Here is a 22,419-nt window from a genome sequence, read left to right as displayed (position 1 = left end):
CCCAGCCCTCCCCCGCGCCAGCTCACACACAGGTCCCCCCGGCCCGACCCACCACCAGCACACCGAACCACCAACCCCTGCAACCGCACCCACCGCCAACACACCGACCCGCCGACCGCTGCCCCGCCAGCCGCCAGCGGCCACCCGCCAGCCGCCAGCCGCCAGTCGCGGGCTCAACCGCCACTCCACCGTCCGCGGCCGGCATCACCACCACGCAATTTGAGGGGTTGACCCCTCAGGTTGTGGGTTGCCACCCCGTATTCAGGGGGGACAACCCACAAGCTCGGGGGTTAACCCCCGAGCTTCGGCAGTACGGTACGGCTCAGGGCAAGTTGACCCCGAAAACCGCCGGGGTTGGGGCGCACCATCGGTCGGGTGCCCGGATACCGGGGCGTGCTCGGGGTGCCGGGTTGGATGCTCACGTACCGGGGTGCTCAGGTGCCGGGGTGGTCGGGTTGCTGTTGCTAGGGGTTGGGGTGCGGATGGTCAGCCTGAGGTTGCGGGGGATCTGGATCGTCAACTGGCTGCAGAACTCCACGCCGGAAGAGATCGCCTGTCTGCGCGGAGGCGCTGACTGTGGCGCCACGGTCAGCTGCTCAGCGACTCGATCCAGGCGACGTACTCCGTGACCAGCTCGGGCGGATTGCCGGCGATCGCCCAGTCGGCGTGGTGGGGCTGGTACTCCAGCTCATGGACGAGCACCGGGATCGGACGGCCGAAGGCTTTCTCGAGGACGCCTTCCTGGTGCAGCCGTTGCCCCGCCTGAAGGCAAGAGGCCTCGAAGCGCCGGGCGATGGCGCTCCCGAGCTCCAGGGTCGCCTCGAAGTCGGACTCCTCCTGCTCGTCGGAGTACCAGAGCCCGCCTGCCTTGATCCACTCCTGCCCCAGGCGCAGCCCGGTCGGGTCGGACAACCCGCCGATCTCCACCGGCATGCTCTGCAGCCAGTAGGCGTAGTTCCACCGGGCCTCGTCCGGCTCCGGGGCGTCCTCGTCGGTCGACAGCACCTGCTCGACCTGGGTCTCGGTGTTGTAGTCGACCACCAGCGTCGGGCGGCGGGTGTCGTCCTCGTCGTACGAGCACCACAGCGAGATCGCGTAGATGTCGGGCTCGGCGAAGCCTGCGATGGCCTCCGCGGCACGGGCGTAGAGGTGCTCCGGGAACATCAAAAGAGGGTGATCTCTTCAGGCTCGTCCGGCTTGTCGATCGGGTCGACGCCGTCCGGGGGCAGGGGGTCGATGAGGTGAGGGCCGTTGTTCTTCACCGAGCTGACTGCTTTGGAGACTGCGTACGCCTCCAGGACGCCGGGTGCGGCGGGGACCAGTAGGTCGAGGAGCTCGTCGGGGTTCGAGGAGAGCGGATCGAGCCAGGCGCTGTAGCGGTCGGGCTCTACCAGCAACGGCATGCGGTCGTGGATTCGGCCTAGGTCGTCGGTGGCTGTGGTGGTGAGGACTGTGCAGGTCCACAGCCAGGCGTCGTCGCGGTCGGGGTCGGGGACTGCTTTGTTGCGCCAGATCTCGTACAGGCCGGCCATCGCGAGCACTCCGCCGTCGGCCGGGCGGATGAAGTACGGCTGTTTGACGGGTTTGCCGTTGACCTTCTCCTCGGCCGTGTACCACTCGTAGTAGCCGTCGGCGGGCAGGATGCAGCGGCGGACGGCGAAGGCCTTCTTGAAGGCGGGCTTCTCGGCGACCGTCTCCATCCGGGCGTTGATCAGCCGGCTGCCGATCGAGGTGTCCTTGGCCCAGGACGGCACGAGGCCCCACTTGACCGTCGTCAGCTTGCGGATCGTCTCGTCCGGGTTCTCCCGGTTCTTGCGCTCGACGACCGCGATCACCTCGTCGGTCGGCGCGACGTTGTAGTTGTCCGGCAGCTCCAGCACGGACTCCTTCACATTGCCGGCGTCGATCTCGAACTCGACGACCAGATCGGCAGGATCACGGCTCGATGCATAGCGACCACACATACCAAGCAGCCTAACCAGCAGCACCGACAAAATCCGGTACTGCGTAACGCCACCGCCGAACAGGACAGCGGCGACGGATCGCCTACCCCGTGATAGGCGATCCGCCACCGGTTCGCTGCGTCCGGTCGTCCCCCTGTCGGCGACCGGACGCAAGTCCTATGCGGGTCGTGCCAATTCGTCCAGCACCCGGCCGGCCCACTGCTCGGCCGCCGGAAGTCCTTCGATCCACACCCGGGCCAGTTGCGGCTCGTCGGTGTCCATCCGCCACTGGGTGATCAGGGCTCGTACCGTCTCGACCTGGTCCGGCAGGTCCGGCTCGCGGCCGACGAGCGCCGCCGCGCGCCGTGTGCCGAGGCGGCCCAGTACGTCACCGCCCGCGAACACGATCCGGAGGCACTCCGCGACGTCGATGAGCCGGAGTTCGCGCTCGAGGGGCGTGATGCCGCCCGGGTAGAGCGGCTCGACCACCACCAGTGCGTGGGTCGCCGGTACGGAAGTTCCACGGAGATCGGCCTCCCGGTAGATCTCGCCGAGCCGGGACCGCAGGTGCGCCAGGCTGGACAGCCCGGTCAGCGGGTCCTCGCAGGACAGCGAGTGCAGATAGATGAGTGAAGCCTCGGCCCAGCTGGAACTGAGTGCGCGTACCGCTTCGAAGGCCGGCTCGCCCCCGGCGATCGAGCGGTACAGCGCACCCAGCCCATCAAGTGCCTCGAGCAGCGAGACTCCGTCCTCCGCCAATCGGCGGCCGACCTCGTCACTCGGTGGCACTACATCGGCACCGTCCCGGAGCGCCTCTGCGATTGCCAGATAGGCGCTGCGGTCGATGCCAGCGGTGCCGTGCGGCTCCCTCCTTCCGCACGGTTGCTCTTCGGACGACGCTTCCGGCCGGTCCCGGGCGAGCGACCCCGCCAGGTTCAGGGACCGGCTGGGACGCAGGTCGAGCCGTCTGCGGATGTCCGCGAACAGCGACATGTCCCCTCCTCGGGTGGCCCCTTCGTCTCCCGACCGGGTGGCCGGAAGCGTCGTACTGGAGGTGAGACAGCCCGATGACGAGTTCATGACGCGGATTTCCGGATCTTTTTTCGCGTAACCTCACAGAGGTCGCTGTCGTCATGATTAGGTGCGCGGATCCGCCCCTCGTGGGAACCTTGATCCCGGCAACGAGCTGACAGACGGTGACGATGTAGTGACAAACCCAGGGGGATCACGGATGGAGACGCCGGAAGGGCCGAGCGACGCGGAGCTGATCGCGCGCGTCCGCACCGGCGACCTCGAGGCGTACGGCGAGCTGTTCGCCCGCCACCACCACGCCGCGGAGCGGATGGCCCGCCAGCTCGTGCCGGCCAACGACGCCGACGACCTGGCCAGCGACGCCTTCGCCAAGGTCCTCGATGCCCTGCGCAACGGCGGCGGCCCGGACATCTCCTTCCGCGCGTATCTGCTGACCACCGTCCGGCGGGTGCACGTCGACCGGATCCGCTCGGGCCGCAAGGTCCAGACAACCGACGACATCGCGGCGTACGAGCGGGAGCCGCAGGGGTTCGACGACCCGACTGTGACCGGGTTCGAGAGTGGAGCGGCGGCCAAGGCCTTCGCCTCCCTGCCCGAGCGCTGGCAGGCAGTGCTCTGGCACACCGAGGTGGAGGGCGAGAAGCCGGCCACCATCGCCCCCATGCTCGGCCTGACCGCCAACGGCGTCTCTGCCCTCGCCTACCGGGCCCGTGAGGGTCTACGGCAGGCATACCTGCAGCAGCACCTGGCCGATGTCGCCGGTGACCGCTGCCGCTGGACTACTGAGCGCCTGGGCGCGTACGTGCGTGGCGGCCTCACCAAGCGGGAGAACAAGAACGTCCGCGAGCACCTGGACGACTGCGCCAAGTGCACCGCGGTCTACCTGGAGCTCGTCGAGGTCAACAGCGCACTACCAGCGCTGCTCGCCCCGGCACTGCTCGGTACTGCGGGCCTCGGCTACCTGGCCGCCGCCTCCGGGGTCAAGGTCGGCATCGCCGGCTTCCTGGCCACGGGCTGGCAGAAGGTCACCGAGAACAGCACCCGCGCAGCCGTCGGCGGCGGCGCCGTCGTGGTGGTCGCGGTCGCCGCCGTGATCGCAGCAATGGCGCTCACCGGCAACGACACTCCCCCAGCAGCCATCAGCAAGCCACCGTCGCTGCAGCCGACCCAAGCACCTCCCGTGAATCCGCCGGCCAACCCGCCGTCGGCCAAGCCGCCGGTGGTGAAGCCCCCGGTGGTCGCACCGACCAAGCCGCAACCGACGGACCCGACCCAGCCGGCCGAGCCGACCACGGCCCCGACGACCGCGCCGACCACTGCGCCCACCACCCCAGTGGTGCCCACCCCGCCGGAGCCGACCACGCCGATTCTCGACGAGGGCCTGCTGACGATCAGCATGCCCCCGGGCGGCGGCAGTCCGGGCGGCATTCCGTACGGCGCCAGCGCGCTGCCGGGCGGAGTTTCGTACGGCGCCAGCGGACTGCCCGACGCGTCGTACGAGTCCAGCACGAGCACCGAGTCGGCGAACTCCCCCTGGCTGATCACGATCAAGGTTCCGGCGGGCAACACCAAGCCCGTCGTGATCGGGATCAAGTACGGTTCCGCACTGCAATGGCCGATCGCCGGCACCCCGGCCGGCTGGACCTGTGTGAAGGCCACCGGCACCTGCACCGCCACCAACTCCGCCGCACCGGCGACGCTGCCGATCTCGTTCGCGGACCCGAAGGGCGGCACGGCCGCGCAGCGCACCTTCACCGTCTCGGCCAAGACGGGCCGCCTGTACGACGACGACTCCGAGACCCTCAATGCCCCGCCGCCCGCGCCGAAGCCGCACCTCGACGAGAGCCTGCTGAAGCTGGTCGCCGGCAAGAGCGACCCGGAGGAGTACTTCCGCACGATCGTCATCGCGCCCGGCACCCGGCCGAGCGTGACGGTCAAGATCCAGTACGGCTCGTCGCTGTCCTGGCCGATCACCGGCAACCCGGCCGGCTGGAAGTGCACGCCGTCGGCACGCACCTGCACGGCGACCAACCCGTCGCGACCTGCTCCGCTGCCCGGCTCATTCGCTGTACCGGACGGCAGCCCGGCCGCACGGACGTACTCGGTATCGGCCACGGCCGGCCTGCTGTTCGACACCGACTCCGAGACCCTGCCCGGCCCGCAACTGGACGAGTCGCTGCTCCGGATCGTCACCCCGGATCCGCGGCACGACCCGAACCCCCTTGTTTACAACCGGTTCCTGACCATCAGCGGCACGACCGGGCGAGTCACCCTGGAGATCAGCTGGGGCCGCAACCTGGCCATGCTTCCCCGCTTCGACCGCGGCTGGACCTGCTCCCGCACCACGGACGTACGCCGCGCCACCTGTACCACCGCCAACTACAAGAAGCCGCTGAACACCGAGTGGGCCGCCTGGCCGGGCTCAGGCGCCGCCAACACGGTCACCGTCACCGCAACCACGCCTGCCCGTCACGACACCGACACCGTCGTGATCCCGCCAGGCAAGACCAAGCGCTGAATCGTCTGGCCGCAACAACGCCGGCCGCGCATAGCCGGCGTTGTTGCGGGGTGCTCGCGGCGAGGCCGACCGGGTTGCGGCAAAACCCTTCCGGGAAAGGGGGTTGGGGCGGCTTCTACCCCCGAAACGGGCGAATCGCCTCCCCGGTACTCCAGAAGACCCTCCCCAACCTCCAGCCGGGGAACTCCAGCTCCGGATTTGGTTGCTGGCAGCAACGATCGGATCGCCACCGCATCAATACGCGCCGGGTAAGCGGTTGCTCGGGCGTGTCGGGGATGTTTGCGGGGTTGGTGTGATGGCGGACTTCGTCGCGGTGGGACAGCCGTGCTGGCGGGGATGGTGCTGTCGCGCGGCGCGAAGTGGGACTGCCCAAGGCTGACCCTGGGCGGCTGGCGGCTGGCGGGTTGTCCGGCGACTGGCGACCTGCAGCGTGACAGTGGCCGAAGAACCTGCTAGCGGCCCATCCCAATAGGACCGGCTGTGCTCGTCGGGCCGCAAGACGTGCCCGCCGGGCCTTGGTGGCCGGCCTTCCATTTGTTGCCGATCTTGTCAGCGGCTCCGGGACAGCTACGTCTTCCCTAGAGCAGCCCGGCGACGCGATCCACAGCCCTTGCCACCGGTCCGCGGATTGGCTTTGCGTCTGGGGCCGGCCGCGAACTACCCTGATGGGGTTCGTGGTGAAGGAACCGAGTAGCGGCCATCACCTCGCGCCAGAGAGAGTCGCCGGTAGCTGGGAAGGCGATGCGTGAGGCGGACGCGAAGACACTCCTGAGCGAATGAAGCGCAAGAGGCCGCGTCGGCTTGAAAGCTGACGCGGTGAAGGTGTGGTGGCACCGCGAGATTCCCCTTCGCCCACACCTCCGGGGTTCGATTTGACCAACGGAGGTGAACAACAGCGATGCGCATTCTCAACCACGAGATCCCCTCAGCAGTAGGCCAGACCGTCACGGTGGCCGGCTGGGTCCATCGAAGACGACGGCTGGCGGCCGTCAGCTTCCTGGTACTACGAGACCGCTCCGGCCTGAGCCAGATCGTCGTCAAGACGGCCGAAACCCAAGCCCAGCTGGACGAACTCGGCGAGGAGACCGTCGTCCAGGTGACCGGTACGGTCGCCGCCAACCCACAGGCACCCGGCGGGGCCGAGATCGTAGACCCCGTCATCGAGCCGCTGACCGAACCGGCCCAGACGCCACCCATCGAGCTCTGGCGCCCGACGGTCGGGGCCGGGCTGCCCGTAGTACTGGACAACGCGCCCGTCGCCCTCAGGCACCCAGCTGTCCGGGCCGGGTGGGAGGTCGCTGCGGCCGCTTTGCACGGCTATCGGGCTTCGCTCGACGGGCAGGGCTTCACGGAGATCCAGACGCCGAAGATCGTCGGTACTGCGACCGAGTCCGGCGCCAACGTCTTCGCGCTGGACTACTTCGGCGGGCCGGCGTACCTGGCGCAGTCGCCGCAGTTCTACAAGCAGACGATGGTGGGTGTCTTCGAGCGCGTCTACGAGGTCGGCCCGGTGTTCCGCGCTGAGCCGCACGACACGGTCCGGCACCTGGCGGAGTACGTCTCGCTCGACGCAGAGCTCGGCTTCATCCAGGACCACCGCGACGTTCTCGCCGTACTGCGTACCGTCATCTCCGACATGCTCGGAGCCGTCGGTGAGCGGGCCGGTGGCGCGCTGGAGCGACTCGGCGTCAAGCTGCCGGAGATCCCGACCGAGGTGCCCGTCCTGCACTTCAGCGAGGCGCTGAAGCTGGCCGGGGCGAACCCGGACGAGCCCGACCTGGCGCCGGCCGACGAGCGGGCGATCGGCGAGTGGGCGTTGCGCGAGCACGGCAGCGAGTTCGTGGCCGTCGAGGGGTATCCGATGGTGAAGCGGCCCTTCTACACGCATCCGCAGCCGTCGGACCCGCGGTGGTCCAACTCGTTCGACCTTCTGTTCAAGGGGGTTGAGTTGGTCACCGGTGGACAGCGGCTGCATCGGTACAGCGAGTACGTGGCGGCGTTGGAGGCGCGTGGTGAGTCGGCGGAAGCACCGGCGTACCGGTCGTATCTGCAGACGTTCAAGCACGGGATGCCGCCGCATGGTGGGTTCGCGATCGGGCTGGAACGGTTCGTCGCGCGGCTGACCGGAGCGGAGAACGTCCGCGAGGTCACGCTGTTCCCGCGCGACCTGCACCGACTCACGCCGTAATCAGCCGGCTGGCTGTTCCTCCGCCGCGCGGAGGAACAGCTAGTTGGCCACGGTGACGGGGATCGAGGCGCTGGCCTGGCTGACGTTGGTCACGTTGTCGGTCGCGACGGTCACCAGCCGGTACGGGCCGTTGGCGGGCTGACCGGTCCAGGTCACCGAGTAGTTCCCTGCCGCTGTCGTCGAGGAGCCGATCAGCGTCCAGTTGGCGCTCGTACAGGCGCCGGTGTAGCCGGAGCAGCGGTAGTACGAAACCGTCTTCACCCCGGACCCGCTGCCGTCGTTCACGATCTCGGTCAGCGCGGCTCCGTTGCTCACGGCAACGGTCACGGTGAAGGCCGCGGACGCCGGCGACGAGGTCAGCCCACTCGCGGACGCCGTCAGCGTGAGCCCGGTGGCCGCGGTGTTGATGACGACTCCGCTGAAGGTGGCCCGGCCCGCGCTGTTGGTGGTGGCCGTGGCGCCGGCGTCGATCACTCCCGCGGACACGGCGAGCGTCACGCTGATCCCGGAGGCGGCGACAGCGTTGCCGCTCGCGTCCTGCACCTGAACGGTGATCGCCGGAGCGATCGCCACCCCGGCCGAGGCGGCAGACGGCCCCTGCACAAAGGCAAGCTTGCTCCCGGCCGGCACACTGATGACGATCGAGCCACTGGTCGCTGTACTGACCCCACCACGACTCGTGTCGGTCGCGGTCAGGGTGTACGTCCCACCAGTGGTGAAGTACACCCCGTTGAAGGTCGCGACACCGGCCACGGCCGCCACGTTGGTGTAGGTCGATGGCGCTGAGTCAATCGCTCCCCCAGCCGGCCCGCTGGCCACGCTGAGAGTGATGTTGTCGGTAGAGCCTGTCCCGGTGGTGATTGTGTTGCCGACTGAGTCTTGGACAGAGACCCGGAAGGTGGCGAGAGGCGAGCCGGAGGTCCCCGTGGCGGGCGGTGCAGTGGTGTAGGCCAGCTGCGCGGGTGCTCCCGCGGTCAGGACGATGGCCGCCGGCGGCGAACCGGCACTAGCGTCCTTGGAGGTTGCAACGCTGAAGCTGCCGGCCGCATAGCTGTTCACTGGCCCATTGGTGATCCCTGCGATCGAGAGCGAGGCCGCAGTGCCTTTGGTGTGTGCGCAGCTGCCGCCGGCCAGCAGGATCGTGACGACGTCACCGCTGGTCGACGCCGTGGCCGAACAGCCCGGGAACCCGCTGATCAGCGTCACCGCCGGAGTGGCCGGCTCGGTGAACGCCGCAGGGAAGGTCACGATGACGGTGTTGCCGGCGGCGAGATCGCCGGAGTTCCCGTTGGCGGTCGTGAAGCCGATCTGCCAGCTCGCCGTGGCCCCGCCTGTCTGCGGCGTGCCGACGAAGGTGACACCGCTGGTGGCCGCGAAGGCGGCCGGCCCACCGACGACGCTGACGGTGACCAGCGTCGCGACGAGCGCGCCGATCAGCCAGGCCAGCTTGCTTTTCGGGAACTTCGACAGGCTGCTCATCAGGAGTGTCCGTTCACGGTGGGACGGGTGACGGTCGGTGGGGTGGTGTCCACGGTGATGGTGGTGGCGGTACTGGGAGCGCTGGTGTTGTCGGCGGCGTCGGTAGCCACTGCGACGACTCGGCACGGGCCGTCTGCCGCGAGTGGCGCGGCTGTAGGCACCGGGAAGGAGGTTGCTGAGGCTGTGGAAGTACCGATGCCGATCCAGTTGGCACTGGTGCAACTACCGGTCGAGCCGGCGCAGTAGTAGTAGCTGACTGAGGCGACACCGGAGTGGGTGTCTGTCGCCGCGTCGGTCAGCGTCACCACCTCGTTGTTGACGAACAGCGGGTTGGTACCGAAGGTGACAGCGGCCGTAGCTACCGGTGCGGCGGCTGTCGGCGCGGTTACGTCGTACAGGACCGTGTTGTCGGTGCTGGTGGAGGCGGTGTTGCCTGCGCCTGCTGCGTCGTGCACGGTGTTCGCCGCGATGGAGGCGCTGACCGAGCCGGTGCCGGTCAGCCCGCTGACGGCGATGTTGTACGTCGTACCGCTCCCGGTGACCAGTGCTGTCGCAGTACTGGGTGTGACAGTCACGTCGGAGCTGGTGAAGTCCGTGACGACGGCGTCGAAGACGACGGTGAAGTTGATCGGCGCGACCCTGGTCGGGTCGGCCTGGCCTGCTGCCTGGTTGACCGTGACCGCGGGCCTGGTGTTGTTGACCGTGACGTTCCCGCTCGGGGCGCTCACTGCTGTCCAGCTGGCGCGCACGCCGGTGACCAGGTAGTGGTAGAGCCCGTCCGCGACGGCGAGGTCGTCACACGACGTACCGGTCGTTGGCTGGGCAGGAGACGTGCTGCACGCTGCAGCGGTCGAGTTGTCGCTGTTGCGGATGCGGGTCACGTAGTACCCGGTCGACTGGGCCGAGGCGGTCCAGCTGAGTGTGACGGTCCCACTGCCGGGTGTCGCCACAGCGGTGACATTGGCCGGCAGGTCCAGGGTGCCGGTCGGCGCACTGCCTGTACCGGTGCCGAACGCGCCCCAGAAGGCCAGGGCCACTCCGGTCGCGGTCAACAGGGCGAGGGTCGCGCCGAGCAGGAGAAGTAAGCGTCTGCGAATCATGAGTTCAGCTCCCCTGACCTGAGCCGGAGTAGGTCAGCGTGAGAGTGGCGCCCTTGCAGCCGTCCTGGTTGAACGGGGTGTTGAGCATCGACACCTTCGGCCTGGCGGAGACGGCGACACCCAGGTCGGCCAAGGACGTACTGCTGTTGGCCGGCGCGCTGAGCGGATAGGGCCCGCTGTACTGCGTGACCGCGTAGTCCGCCGCGGTACACGGCTGATTGTGGGCGATCGCGTACGCCGTCCGTGTCACCGACTGCACTGTCGCGGTCAGGTTGGTGATGGCCAGCGGTTTGTTGTTCGGGTTCGTCAGCGTGAGGTTCAGCGGACGGGAGATGCCCGGCGCCAGCGGTTCGGCGAGGTTCCCCGAGATGGTGAACGGCTTGCCGTTCGCGGTGATGACGAGGTCGACACTCGAGTACGCGTACTGCGTGGTGCCGCTCGGGTTCGTACCGGAGCCGACGAGACGCAGGGTGTAGGTGCCGCTGGACGCAGTCGCGGGTGTGGCGATCTGCAGCGTGGAGCTATTCCCGGCGGTCGGATTCGGCGTGAAGGCGGCCGTCGCGCCGGCCGGAAGACCTCCCTGCACTGCGAACGTGACGGCGCCCGGGAGATTCGTCCGGGCCAGTTGCACGTCGTACGCCGCGGTGGAGCCGGGTGCCAACGTCACGGAGGCCGGAGTCGTGGTCATCGTCAGCGAACTCGACAACGGCTGATTCACCGTCAGGCCGGCGGACACCGTGCCGTTCACGTTGCCGTTGGCGCCCTTGACGGTGATGGTTCCCTGCCCGATCGGCGTACTCGCCGTAGTGCTGACCGTGAGGGTCGCGGTGCCGGTACTGCCTGAGGTCAGCGTGACCGATGGCGGGCTGAACGCCGCCGCTGCGCCGGTCGGCACCCCGCTCGTGGTCAAGGTCACCGGGCCGGTGAACCCGCCGGTCGAGGTGATCGCCACGGTGTAGGTGGCGGTCTGACCGCGGGTGATGGACTGGCCCGCAGGTGAGATCCCGAGGGTGAGGCCGGGCTTGGGGGGCTGCGCGGCGAACGCCACCCCGGCCGCGGTCAGCAGCAACAGCAACCCCGCGATGACGAGTTTCGTGGCGGCATGGGCAGACCGAAGGGCCGGGAACACTCGCCGGGGCGACATCTGCACCTCACTCCTTTCGGCTGAACCTGGGGGACGGCGAACTGCCGCGTTCGCGGGCCGGGCGAGGCTTCGCCCGGCGCCGGGAACATGCGGCGACTAGTTGCTGGCGTACGCGAGGTTGACCGTCGCGCCCTTGCAGCCGTCCTGGTTGGCGGCGGCCTTGTTGTTGAACTTCAAGGTCGCGCCGGTGAAGTTCGCGGTACCGCCCGCAGCGACGTCGCTGGCCACGCTCATCAACGGCGAGGCGAGCGTGTAGTCGGTGGAGTCGCAGCTGCCGACCGCGCCGGCGGCCTGGGTCACGCTGGCGATGCTCACGGTGACGGAGTTGACGTACGCGCTGTTGGCCGCGTTGTTCGTGACCGTGCCGCTGATGGTCTGCGCCGAGTCGCCTGGGTAGAAGGGCGTGAACACGGTGGTCTGCGCGATGGCGAGGTTACTGGCGCCGGCGGACGTGCTGCCCGTGCCGGTGCCGGAGCCGGTGGTGCTCCAGTAGGCGAAGGCCGAGCCGGCGCCGATGACGACGACCGCGGCGGCCGCCAGGATGATCTTCTTCTTGCTACGCATGATGCAGGTTCTCCTCTCCCCGCGAGGGGATCCGATGGAAGCTCGCTGCGATCCGGGCCGGACCGACATCACGAAGAGTGACATTGATCACGAGGCGCTCCTGTCGGCTTGTCGGGTGCACTTCGCCCCCCGATCGGGTAGTTCGGTTGACGGGCGATCGGTGGTACCGGAGGCTGTCCGGCGCGGGTAAGGTTCAGCCGGGCCTGGTCCCGGCGACGTCGGCCCGCGCCGCCGGCCGAGGATCGGGAGACCGAGTGATGAAGTCCGAGACAGCACGAGCCGTCCTGGCCGCCGTCGACGACGCGCGGATCGTGGCGGACCTGCGGGAGCTGGTGCAGATCCCCAGCGTCGACGGGACACCGGTCGAGAACGAGATCCAGAGCTGGGTGGCCGCACGGCTGCGTGGTCTGGGGATGGACGTCGATCACTGGCAGTTCGACCTCCCCGCAATCACCGGGGACCCGTCGTTGCCGGGCTGGGAGGTCGAGCGGACCGAGGCGTGGGGTTGTGTGGGAGTCCTTGGTGGTGATGAGACTCCAGGGCTGATTTTCAATGGACATGTGGATGTGGTTCCGGTCGGGGAGCTTGCGCTCTGGCCGGACGGTGATCCGTTCTCGGCGCGGGTGAGCGACGGGATCATGTGGGGTCGCGGGACCTGCGACATGAAGGGCGGGCTGGCGGCGATCATCGGCGCTGTCGCCGCGCTGTCGGCCGCTGGGGTCACGCTGCGGAAGCCGCTGGCCGTGCATACGGTGATCGGTGAAGAGGACGGCGGGCTGGGGGCGTTCGGGACGCTCAAGCGCGGGCATACCGGCGAGGCGTGTCTGATCGCCGAGCCGACCGCCGGTGGCGTCATCCCGGCGAACGCGGGCTCACTCACCTTCCGCCTCGAGGTCCCCGGGCTCGCCACCCACGGCTCGACCCGTACTCGCGGGGTCAGCGCGATCGAGAAGTTCGCCGTCATCCAGCAGGCACTCGTACGGCTGGAGATCGAACGCAACCGCGACCCACACCCACTGCTCAAGCACCTCGACCTGGCCAACCCACTGTCGGTCGGCACCATCCACGCGGGGGACTGGGCCAGCACCGTGCCCGACCTGCTCGTCGCAGAGGGCCGGTACGGCGTACGCCTGGGCGAGCCGGTCGCCGAGGCGAGGCGGGCGTTCGAGGAGGTTGTGGCCGAGGCATGTGCCGGCGACGACTGGCTGCGCGAGCACCCGGTGAGGGTGAGCTGGCCGGGCGGGGTGTTCGCATCCGGTCTGCTGCCGGAGGGTGATCCCTTGCTCGACGACACGTTGCGAGCGGCAACCGGTGCCGGCGCTGCTGAGGTGCCGGACGTGAAGGGCGGTCCCTACGGCTCCGACCTCCGCCAGTACGCCGCCGCGGGCATTCCGACGTTGCAGTACGGCCCTGGAGACGTCCGCTACGCCCACGCGACCGATGAGCACGTTCCGCTCGCTGAAGTCCTCCACTGCGCCCGCGCCTACGCTCTGCTCGCTTTACAGCGGTGTGCGTAGGGCTGGGTGGTAGAAAGTGCGCATGGGACCGCTGCGGGGACGCTCAGGGGAGCTGGGCCAACTGCTGGAGGCTCTGCGGGCGGCTGAGGCTGGTACTGCCTCGCTGACCGTAGTGACCGGTGAGCCGGGGATCGGGAAGTCGGCGCTTGTCCGGGCACTGGTGGAGCAGGCTGAGCGGCGTGGGGTGCTGGTCGCGCAGGCGGCGGCACACCAGACGGACGAGATCAGCCCGCTCGCTTCGCTGGCTCCTGCGCTCCGGACCGGCGTGGAGCCGCTGGTCAGCACCGAGCACTTCCTTGAGCTTGCTGGGCTCAACGGGCAACCGCTGTGGCTGGGTGAGAGGCTGGCGGACCTCCTTGGTCGCCGGCTGGACGGCGTACCGGCTCTGGTCGTCCTTGACGATGCTCAGTGGGCTGACCCGCTCACGAACTTCGTCCTGCGGATCGTGATCGCGCGGTTGAGCCGGGCGAAGGTCATGTGGGTGCTTGCGACGCGTCCTGGGCCGGGTGCGCTGTTCGACCAGCTCATCGATGCAGTGCGGGACCAGGTACCGGTACACGCGATGCACTTGGCTCCGCTGAGTACGGAGGCAGTACTGGAGCTTGCTGCTGACCGGCTGGGCTCACCTGTCGACCCGTCGCTGTCGGTGCGGCTCGGCGGCGTACAGGGGGTGCCGTTCCTGGCTGAGCAACTGGTAGCCGGGCTGTACCTGGCGGACCTGCCAGACGGTCTGGTGGAGGGGGTGCGGCGGCGGGTCAGCAGTACTTCGGAGTTGTGCCAGGCGTTGCTGCGTACGGCGGCTGTGTTCGGCAGTGAGTTCCAGCTGGACGATGTCGCGGTACTGATGGGTGAGTCGATCGGGAAGCTCGCCGGGGCGTTGGACGAGGCAATTCGCGCCGGGTTGCTGGCGGATGGGAGCTCGACGTTGAGCTTCCGGCATGAGTTGTTGCGGGCCGCAGTACTGGCTGAGGTGCCGCCGTCGGCGCAGCGAGCTCTGCACAAGGCGATTGCCGATCAGCTGTTCGCCAGTGGGCAGGGGGCGGCGGCTGCTGCGCCGCACATCCTGGCCACGGCCGCCGCTGGAGACGTTGGGGCGACCATGGCGCTCCGGGAGGCGGCTCAGGAGCTGCTGCCGACTATGTCGATCACTGCGCTCAAGGTGATCCAGGAGACCTTCGAACTCACACTGCCGGACAGTGAGCTGCGGGGCGAGGTCGGTGAGGATGTCATCGCCATCCTGCTCCAGATCAGGCAGTTCGCCCAGGCGGAGGCGTTCGCCGAGGACCTGCTCGGTGGGACAGCGCTCTACCGCGGTCCGATCTCGCCCGACTTGCGCGCTTCGATCATGCTCCGCCTGCTCCCGCACCGGTGGGCCACTGGCCGCCTGAACGAGAGCGAGCTGGACGTGCCCGGGGCCTCAGCCCCACTGGCCGAGCGCCTCAGGTCATACCGGGTACTGGGCCGCCTGGAAGCCCCCTTCGAGACCACCGACCCTGTTGCCCTGGGCATCCAGCACCTGGCCGCCGCCGAGCGTGCCCAGCAGGCAGGCCGGTACGCCGATGCCCGCGACCTCTACCGCGAGGCGCGCCTGGCAGCCGGCGAGCAGGTAGGCAGCCACCCCGCCATCCACATCGAGATGGCCGAACTCTTCTGCCAGGCCCAGGCGGACGAACTGACCACCGCCCTGACCCGCCTCAAAGACCTGCTGGGCGCCAGCGACTCCTGGCTGGCCCCGCAGCTCTCCGTACTACGAGCCCGCCTCGAACTGGCCACCGGCAACCTCCCGGCCGCCACCGAAGCAGCCACCTCCTGCATCCGCTGGAGCGCCGAGGTCCACGACAACAGCTCCGAACCCACCGCCCGCCAGATCCTCGCGCTGATCGCCCTCCTCAAGGGCCACCCCACCGAAGCCCGGGAACAATCCCGCGACCCCCAGATCCGAGCCCTGCTGGCCATCGCCGACGGCGACCTGTCAGCAGCCGCCAAACTGCTGGACACCCCCCTCGACTACCCAGAACGCCACGACCTCCTGATCATGGCGGCAACCACCGCCCCAGACCCCAAAACAGCCACCCAAGCCGAACAACTCCTCACCGAGCAAGCCGAAGCCACCCCGTCCCCGAGCTTCCAGGCAGCTGCTCAGCTGATCACCGCGCACAACCAATGGCGAGAGGGCACAGCAGCCAGCCCCGCAGACCGGGGAGCGGGCGCCGAGCGCCCCACAGGCGGGCTAGCGGAGAGCGCGGCCTCCGCCCGGGCCGGCTTTGCTGCAGTGGTCGATTTGCTGGCCGGCTCCCCTCGCCACCTGCTGGTGGCTCGGGCCGACGCCCTGTTCGGGCGTGCGGAGCTCGAGACCGGCGACCGGGCTACGGGGATTGCCGCGTTGGAGCGGGCGTTGGAGCGGTTCACGGAGTTGGGGGCGAGTGCGCCGGCGGCGAAGGTGCAGGCGGTGTTGCAGGCGGCGGGGGTGAGAAGGCGGAAGTGGGCTGCGGTGCAGCAGCGGCCGGAGACTGGGTGGGAAGCGTTGACGCCGATGGAGCGGCGGGTGGCGTTGCTGGTGGCGGAGGGGCATACGAACCGGTCAGCAGCAGACGAGCTCGTGTTGTCGGCCAGTACGGTGGGGACTCACCTGAGGGCGGCGTTCGGGAAGCTGGGGGTCAACTCACGGGTGCAGCTGACCCGGCTGGTGCTCGAGCGGTTCGCCTCTCCCCCGAACGCATGAGATTTGGGTGCACCGGGTGAGCTGACCCGCCCGAACAGTTCACCCAAGTTCCGCTGTTCGGTCGATTCGCGGGCTCATCCATGCGAGGTTCTATTGCGGTGCTGGAAATCCCACCGGAAGAGAACGAGGAACTGAAGATGAGCGAGAAAGCCACCACCGTCGTCCTGGTCCACGGCGCGTTCGCCGACGCGTCCAGCTGGAACGAGGTCGTCGCCGACCTCACCGCCCGCGGCATCAACGTCCTGGCCCCGGCCAACGAGCTGAGCGGCATCGCCCGCGACGGCAAGCGGCTCGCCGCCCAGGTCCGCGAGATCGACGGCCCGGTCGTCCTGGTCGGCCACTCCTACGGCGGCGCGGTCATCACCGCCGCGGCCAACGACGCCGACAACGTCACCGGCCTGGTCTACATCGCGGCCTTCGCCCCGGACGAGGGCGAGACCCTCGGCGGCCTGAACGAGAGCTTCCCCGCCACCGACTTCGGCGCCGGTCTCGCCCCGCACAACCTGCCGGCCGACGGCGACGACGAGACCTGGCTGAGCATCGCCACGGACAAGTTCCACGCGCTGTTCGCCGCCGATGTACCGGCCGCGCAGGCCGACGTGATGGGCCGCTCGCAGCGCCCGATCGCCGCCGCCGCGTTCGGTGAGCCGGCCCCCGCGGCGAGCTGGAAGCGCCTGCCCACCCACTTCCTGATCGCGACCGGCGACCAGGCGATCCACCCCGACGGCGAGCGCGAGATGGCCAAGCGGGCCGGCGGCACCACCATCGAGGTCGACGCCTCGCACGCCGTCTCGGTCTCCCAGCCGAAGGCCGTCGCCGACTTCATCGCCTCCGCCCTCTGATCTGCCACCCACGAAACCGCCAGGAGCAAAGACAATGAATCCCCTTCGCAAGGTCCTCGTGATCGCCGCCAGCGCCGCCCTGCTGGCCACCGGCGCCACCGCCGCCACCGCGACCACCGACAAGCACCCGAACAAGCCCAAGCCGACCATCGTCCTGGTCCACGGCGCCTTCGCCGACGGCGGCAGCTGGAACAAGGTCTCCGAGAAGCTCCAGCGCGACGGCTACAAGGTCGTCGTCCCGGCCAACCCGCTGCGCGGCCCGGAGAGCGACACCAAGTACCTGACCGGCGTACTGGCCGGCATCCCCGGCCCGAAGGTCCTGGTCGGCCACTCGTACGGCGGCGCGATCATCACCGAACTCGCCTCCACCCCGGACGTGAAGGCCCTCGTGTACGTCGCGGCCTTCATCCCGCAGGCCGGTGAGACCGTCGGCGGACTCAACTCCCAGTTCCCGGGCAGCGAGATCGGCCCCGACACCACCGATGTCATCCAGTACGACGGTGGCGTCGACCTGGCGATGAAGCCCGAGGCCTTCCGCACCGTCTTCGCCGACGACCTGCCGTACCGCGAGCAGTCCCTGCTCGGCGCCTCCCAGCGCCCGATCGCGGCCTCGGCCTTCACCGAGGTGATCCAGAAGTCCGCCCCGGCCGACCTCCCGAAGTACGCGGTCCTGCCGTCGAAGGACCGTGCGATCGCCCCCGCCGCCGAGGCCTGGATGGCTCAGCGGGCCGGTGCCAAGACCGTCAAGGTCCAGGGCGCGTCCCACCTGGTGATGCTGTCCGAGCCCACCCCGGTGACCAAGCTGATCGAGCAGGCCGCCACCAACCGCTGACCATCCTTCCAGCCCAAGTCGCCCGGTCCCGGATCCTCGGGGCCGGGCGTTCTTGGGAATACAGCGGCAGTACTGACTGTTTTTCACCTTCATGCGTATTGATATCTGGTCCGACGTCGTCTGCCCGTTCTGCTACATCGGGAAGCGGCACCTGGAAGAGGCGCTGACCGCCTCCGGCGAGCAGGCCGAGATCGTCTGGCACAGCTTCCAGCTGGACCCCTCGTCGACCAACGACGACCCCCGCGACCTGGCCTTGCGGCTCGGCGAGAAGTACGGCCGGGGCCGCGAGTGGGGCGAGCAGGCGAACGCCCACGTGACCAAGAGCGCCGCCGCGGTCGGGCTGGACTTCCACCTCGAGAACGCGAAGTCGGCGAACACGCTGGACGCGCACCGGGTCCTGCACCTCGCGCTCGAGCTCGGCGAGGCCGGCGACGTACCGGCCGACACGCAGGACCGGCTCAAGGAGCGGTACCTCAAGGGCTACTTCACCGACGGCCTCCCGATGGGCGACCACACGACGCTGACCAAGCTCGCAGTCGAGGTCGGCTTGCCTGAGGACCAGGTGACAGAGGTCCTCGCCGGTACGGCGTACGCGGACGACGTCGCGGCCGACCAGGCTCAGGCGCTCGCGTACGGCGCGAACGGCGTCCCCTTCTTCGTGATCGACCAGAAGTACGGCGTGAGCGGCGCCCAGCCCGTCGAGGTGTTCACCGAAGCGATCCGGCGCGCGGCCGCGGACCGCCCAGCGGTGACGCTGATCACCACTCCCGGCACCACCGACGACGCCGCCTGCGGACCCGACGGCTGCGCGATCTAGCCCGAATCGCACGACCGGATTCAAGCTGGGTACAAGACACACGGGCACCTGGTGCCCCACCGGGATTGTCGGACCAGGTAAGAAGGAGCCATGACTGTCGTGCGTGCACTGGCCAGGCCGTTGCTGTCCACCATCTTCGTCGTCCAGGGCGCGAAGGCGGTCCGGGACCCCGAGCCGCACATCGCGAAGGCTCAGCCGGTCGCCGACCGGTTCGTCCCGTTGATCCAGAAGGTGACGCCACCGCAGATCGGCGACCGGATCCCGGAGAGCACGGCGAACCTCGTCCGGCTCAACGGCGCCGCCCAGGTGATCGGCGGGCTCGCGCTCGCGACCGGCAAGGGCCGCCGCCTCGGCGCGGTGCTGCTGGCCGGCTCGCTGGTGCCGACGACCCTCGCCGGGCACTCGTTCTGGCAGGAGACCGACAAGGCGGCCAAGGCGGCTCAGAAGGTCCAGTTCATGAAGAACCTGGGCATCATGGGTGGGCTGCTGCTCGCAGCCGTCGACACCGAGGGCAAGCCCGGCGTCGCCTGGCGCGCCACCCACGGCGCCAAGGCGGCCAAGCGCGAGACGAAGCGCGGCGCCAAGCTGGCGAAGCGGGAGGCGAAGCAGTTCGCCCGCACCGCCCGCCGCGAGGCCAAGCTGGCAGCCCACGCCGCCAAGGCAGAACTCCCCTTCGGCTGAAGCTGAGGCTTGTTCCAGTGCAGGTTCGGGGCCGTGAGTGCCTCGAACCTGACTTCGTACGGTTCCGCCGCGCACGGGCGGCAGGCCCGACCGATAGGCTCGGGGCGGAATCTTCGGAGAGCTGGGAGTGAGATGACAGCGCAGCAGGGGTGGCCGGCACCTTCCGCGACGGTAGCGGTCCGCGGCCGGGTGACCGTGCCCGGGTCGAAGTCGATCAGCAACCGGGCGCTCGTGCTCGCCGCGATCGCCGACGGCCCATCCACGCTGTCCGGGCTGCTCGTGGCCCGCGACACCAACCTCATGCGCCAAGCTCTGGTCTCCCTGGGCGTCGGCATCACCGAGCAGGACGGCCTGGTCACCGTCACCCCCGGCTCCCTCAAGGGCCCGGCGAGCGTCGACTGCGGCCTGGCCGGCACGGTCATGCGCTTCGTACCCCCGGTCGCCGCGCTGGCTGACGGCGAGATCGCGTTCGACGGCGACGCCTACGCCCGCGAGCGTCCGATGAACGTCATCCTCGGCGCGCTGCGCGCTCTCGGCGTACAGATCGAGGACCACGGCACCGGCCGGATGCCGTACTCCGTGAGCGGCACCGGCTCCGTCCGGGGCGGCCAGGTCACCCTCGACGCGTCCGGATCGAGCCAGTTCGTCTCGGCTCTCCTGCTGGCCGGCGCCCGGTACGACGAGGGCGTCGACATCATCCACGACGGCAAACCCGTCCCGTCGCAGCCGCACCTGGACATGTCCGTCGCGATGCTGCGGGAGCGGGGCGTGCAGGTCGACGACAGCCAGCCCAACCGCTGGATCGTTGCCCCCGGCCCCATTCGCGCGCTCGACTACGCGATCGAGCCCGACCTGTCCAACGCGGCGCCGTTCCTGGCCGCCGCGATCGTCACCGGTGGCGCGGTGACAGTGACCGGCTGGCCGGCCCAGACCACCCAGCCCGGCGGCCAACTGCCCGACATCTTCACCCGCTTCGGCGCCGACGTCACGCTGGCCGACGGCCAGCTGACCGTCCGGGGCACCGGCCGGATCGAAGGCCTGGACCTCGACCTGAGCGAGGTCGGCGAGCTGACGCCGGTGCTGCTGGCGATCGCCGCGTTCGCCGACGGCCCGTCGTACCTGCGCGGAATCGCCCACCTGCGCGGCCACGAGACGGACCGGCTGGCCGCGCTGGAGACCGAGTTCAACGCGCTCGGCGGCGACGTCACCCAGACCCCCGACGGCCTGGAGATCCGCCCGAAACCCTTGCACAGTGGGCTTTTCGGCACGTACCACGATCACCGGATGGCCCACGCCGCCGCCGTCCTCGGCCTGGTCGTTCCCGGTCTGGAGATCGAGAACATCGCGACGACCGCGAAGACCTTGCCGGAATTCCCCGAGCTCTGGTCGGCGCTGGTGAGCTGATGTCGAAGTACGACGAGGAAGCCAAGTACGACCGGCCCAAGCGCCACACCCGGCCGCGGACCAAGGACCGGCCGACCTACGACAACGCCGTCATCGGCTTCGTGATCACCCGCGACCGCGGCCGCTACACCTGCTGGGTCGGCGAGTCGGATCGCGTGGTCACGGCGATGAAGGCCCGGCAGCTCGGCCGCAAGGGCGTCATCGTCGGCGACCTGGTCAAGCTCGACGGCGACTCCAGCGGCGACAAGGACACGCTGGCCCGGATCGTCGAGGTGCTCCCCCGCAAGACCCTGCTGCGCCGGTCCGCCGATGACGACGACCCGGTCGAGCGGCCGCTGGTCGCCAACGCGGACCAGCTCGTCATCGTCGTCGCGGTCGCCAACCCGGAACCGCGGACCAGGCTGATCGACCGCTTCCTGGTCGCGGCGTACGACGCCGGCATGCGCCCGCTGCTCTGCCTGACCAAGACCGACCTCGCCGACCCCGGTCCGCTGCTGTCGATCTACCGGCCGCTCGGCGTCGAGTCGGTCGCCACCCAGATCGACGGCGATCTCACCGAGCTGCGCGAGCAGCTCCACGACCGGACGAGCATGATGGTCGGCCACTCGGGCGTCGGCAAGTCGACGCTGGTCAACGCGTTGGTGCCCGGTACGAACCGCGCGATCGGGGTCGTCAACGACAACACCGGTCGCGGCCGGCACACGTCGACCAGCGCCTTGCTGCTCCGGCTGCCCGAGGGTGGCTGGATCGTCGACACCCCGGGGATCCGGTCGTTCGGGCTGGCGCATGTGCAGCCGGATCAGCTGATCAACGCGTTCCCCGACCTGGCCGAGGAGACGCACGACTGCCCCCGCGGCTGCACTCACTCCGAGACCGAGCCCAACTGCGCCCTCGACGAAGCGGTCGCCGCGGGCCGGGTCGACGCGGAAAGAGTCGCCTCGTTCCGCCGCCTGCTGGCCAGCCGCGAGGGCCGCGATCTGGAGACGACCTAGCCGGTACGCCGAGCAGCCGCGCTCGCGTACCGGCGTACGGGCTACTTCGGCGGGAGTTGCCCGCTCCACACCGCCCTGGCGCCGGCGTCTCCGGTGCGGATCGTCTGGATGATCACGATCACGCCGATCACCACGATCGCCGCGCTGGTGACCAGCTCCAACGGACCGCTCTTGGTTGCCTTGGCACCCTTTCCGCTCGCCAATGCCGACGGCCCGCTGAGCAGCAGGAACGCGGCCACCGCGACCAGGGCGAAGACCAGCACGCACCAGAACAGCAGATTGCCCCGCTCACGGTGCACCTTGACCAGCGGCTCCAGCTGCGGAATCGCGGCCACGAAGGCCTCGCCGCTCTTCTTCGCCACAAACGCGCAGACGAGTGCCCCGACGCCGAGCACCAGGGTCGGCCAGCGAAGCAGCCAGCGCCACTTCGGCACCACCGCGTAGACGATCGCAGTGAGCGCGGCGACCGGCAGCACCAGCACCGTCAGGTGGATCACCAGCACGTGCAGCGGCAGATCTCCGAAGCGCTCGAACATGACGCCTCCAGCTAGTCGATGTGCTCAGACACTAGCTGCACGTTCAATCAGTCCGGATGGTTCAATCCAAGCCGAGACGAAGTTGCGACCTCGGACACCCAACGGAGA

General features: G+C 69.2%; 18 protein-coding genes. 10 read left to right on the top strand and 8 right to left on the bottom strand.

Going from position 1 to position 22,419, the window contains the following annotated elements:
* Window positions 1-588: 588 nt before the first annotated feature.
* The 3 genes from ABD116_RS03195 to ABD116_RS03185 all read right to left on the bottom strand — a co-directional run bounded on the left by ABD116_RS03195 (window position 589) and on the right by ABD116_RS03185 (window position 2,936).
* A complete protein-coding gene (locus ABD116_RS03195; RefSeq protein ID WP_343964594.1) occupies window positions 589-1,164 on the bottom strand; it encodes a hypothetical protein in 576 nt (191 codons plus the stop codon).
* Window positions 1,164-1,964, bottom strand: a complete 801-nt coding sequence (locus ABD116_RS03190; protein ID WP_343964592.1) for an SOS response-associated peptidase — start codon at window positions 1,962-1,964, stop codon at window positions 1,164-1,166. The genes ABD116_RS03195 and ABD116_RS03190 overlap by 1 nt, the downstream gene beginning before the upstream one ends.
* Before the next feature lie 156 nt (window positions 1,965-2,120).
* Window positions 2,121-2,936 (bottom strand): hypothetical protein, encoded by an 816-nt coding sequence (locus ABD116_RS03185; RefSeq protein ID WP_343964590.1) that lies wholly within the window; start codon window positions 2,934-2,936, stop codon window positions 2,121-2,123.
* 238 nt (window positions 2,937-3,174) lie between these two features.
* Between ABD116_RS03185 and ABD116_RS03180 the strand changes: the two genes are divergently transcribed.
* Window positions 3,175-5,493, top strand: a complete 2,319-nt coding sequence (locus ABD116_RS03180) for a sigma-70 family RNA polymerase sigma factor (RefSeq protein ID WP_343964588.1) — start codon at window positions 3,175-3,177, stop codon at window positions 5,491-5,493.
* An 898-nt stretch (window positions 5,494-6,391) separates the two neighbouring features.
* A complete protein-coding gene (gene aspS, locus ABD116_RS03175; RefSeq protein WP_343964586.1) occupies window positions 6,392-7,681 on the top strand; it encodes an aspartate--tRNA(Asn) ligase in 1,290 nt (429 codons plus the stop codon).
* Between the two features lie 39 nt (window positions 7,682-7,720).
* On the opposite strand, the gene ABD116_RS03170 is transcribed toward aspS, so the two are convergent.
* From ABD116_RS03170 to ABD116_RS03155, 4 genes are all read right to left on the bottom strand, one after another.
* Window positions 7,721-9,160: a hypothetical protein gene (locus tag ABD116_RS03170; protein WP_343964585.1), complete on the bottom strand. Its 1,440-nt coding sequence runs from the start codon at window positions 9,158-9,160 to the stop codon at window positions 7,721-7,723.
* The gene (locus ABD116_RS03165) at window positions 9,160-10,260 is read right to left on the bottom strand and encodes a hypothetical protein (RefSeq protein ID WP_343964583.1); all 1,101 of its coding nucleotides are present in this window, start codon (window positions 10,258-10,260) and stop codon (window positions 9,160-9,162) included. Before ABD116_RS03165 ends, ABD116_RS03170 begins: the two co-directional genes overlap by 1 nt.
* 4 nt (window positions 10,261-10,264) lie before the next feature.
* Entirely contained in the window at window positions 10,265-11,404 is a 1,140-nt protein-coding gene (locus ABD116_RS03160; RefSeq protein ID WP_343964582.1) for a COG1470 family protein, read from the bottom strand.
* 96 nt (window positions 11,405-11,500) lie between these two features.
* Window positions 11,501-11,968: a hypothetical protein gene (locus tag ABD116_RS03155; protein WP_343964580.1), complete on the bottom strand. Its 468-nt coding sequence runs from the start codon at window positions 11,966-11,968 to the stop codon at window positions 11,501-11,503.
* Window positions 11,969-12,225: 257 nt separating this feature from the next.
* Here ABD116_RS03155 and ABD116_RS03150 point away from each other — a divergent pair, with 257 nt between their 5' ends.
* From ABD116_RS03150 to rsgA, 8 genes are all read left to right on the top strand, one after another.
* A complete protein-coding gene (locus tag ABD116_RS03150; RefSeq protein WP_343964578.1) occupies window positions 12,226-13,485 on the top strand; it encodes an ArgE/DapE family deacylase in 1,260 nt (419 codons plus the stop codon).
* A gap of 22 nt (window positions 13,486-13,507) precedes the next feature.
* A complete protein-coding gene (locus tag ABD116_RS03145; protein WP_343964576.1) occupies window positions 13,508-16,207 on the top strand; it encodes an ATP-binding protein in 2,700 nt (899 codons plus the stop codon).
* Window positions 16,208-16,344: 137 nt separating this feature from the next.
* Window positions 16,345-17,049 carry an alpha/beta fold hydrolase gene (locus tag ABD116_RS03140; protein ID WP_343964574.1) on the top strand — a complete coding sequence of 235 codons (705 nt, stop codon included), beginning with the start codon at window positions 16,345-16,347 and terminating at the stop codon, window positions 17,047-17,049.
* Between the two features lie 34 nt (window positions 17,050-17,083).
* Window positions 17,084-17,881, top strand: a complete 798-nt coding sequence (locus ABD116_RS03135) for an alpha/beta hydrolase (protein WP_343964572.1) — start codon at window positions 17,084-17,086, stop codon at window positions 17,879-17,881.
* Between the two features lie 91 nt (window positions 17,882-17,972).
* Window positions 17,973-18,698: a DsbA family oxidoreductase gene (locus ABD116_RS03130; protein WP_343964570.1), complete on the top strand. Its 726-nt coding sequence runs from the start codon at window positions 17,973-17,975 to the stop codon at window positions 18,696-18,698.
* 90 nt (window positions 18,699-18,788) lie between these two features.
* Window positions 18,789-19,379, top strand: a complete 591-nt coding sequence (locus ABD116_RS03125; protein WP_343964568.1) for a DoxX family protein — start codon at window positions 18,789-18,791, stop codon at window positions 19,377-19,379.
* A 132-nt stretch (window positions 19,380-19,511) separates the two neighbouring features.
* Complete coding sequence (aroA, locus tag ABD116_RS03120) at window positions 19,512-20,783, top strand: 3-phosphoshikimate 1-carboxyvinyltransferase (RefSeq protein ID WP_343964566.1); 1,272 nt, start codon at window positions 19,512-19,514, stop codon at window positions 20,781-20,783.
* The gene (gene rsgA, locus ABD116_RS03115) at window positions 20,783-21,775 is read left to right on the top strand and encodes a ribosome small subunit-dependent GTPase A (RefSeq protein ID WP_343964564.1); all 993 of its coding nucleotides are present in this window, start codon (window positions 20,783-20,785) and stop codon (window positions 21,773-21,775) included. The genes aroA and rsgA overlap by 1 nt, the downstream gene beginning before the upstream one ends.
* 41 nt (window positions 21,776-21,816) lie before the next feature.
* On the opposite strand, the gene ABD116_RS03110 is transcribed toward rsgA, so the two are convergent.
* A complete protein-coding gene (locus ABD116_RS03110; RefSeq protein WP_343964562.1) occupies window positions 21,817-22,311 on the bottom strand; it encodes a DUF2231 domain-containing protein in 495 nt (164 codons plus the stop codon).
* Between the last annotated feature and the right edge of the window lie 108 nt (window positions 22,312-22,419).

Source organism: Kribbella koreensis, assembly GCF_039525325.1.
Taxonomy (GTDB): Bacteria; Actinomycetota; Actinomycetes; order Propionibacteriales; family Kribbellaceae; genus Kribbella; species Kribbella koreensis.
The sequence above is the reverse complement of the archived record's forward strand: the minus strand, read 5'-3'. Positions and strand labels throughout refer to the sequence as shown.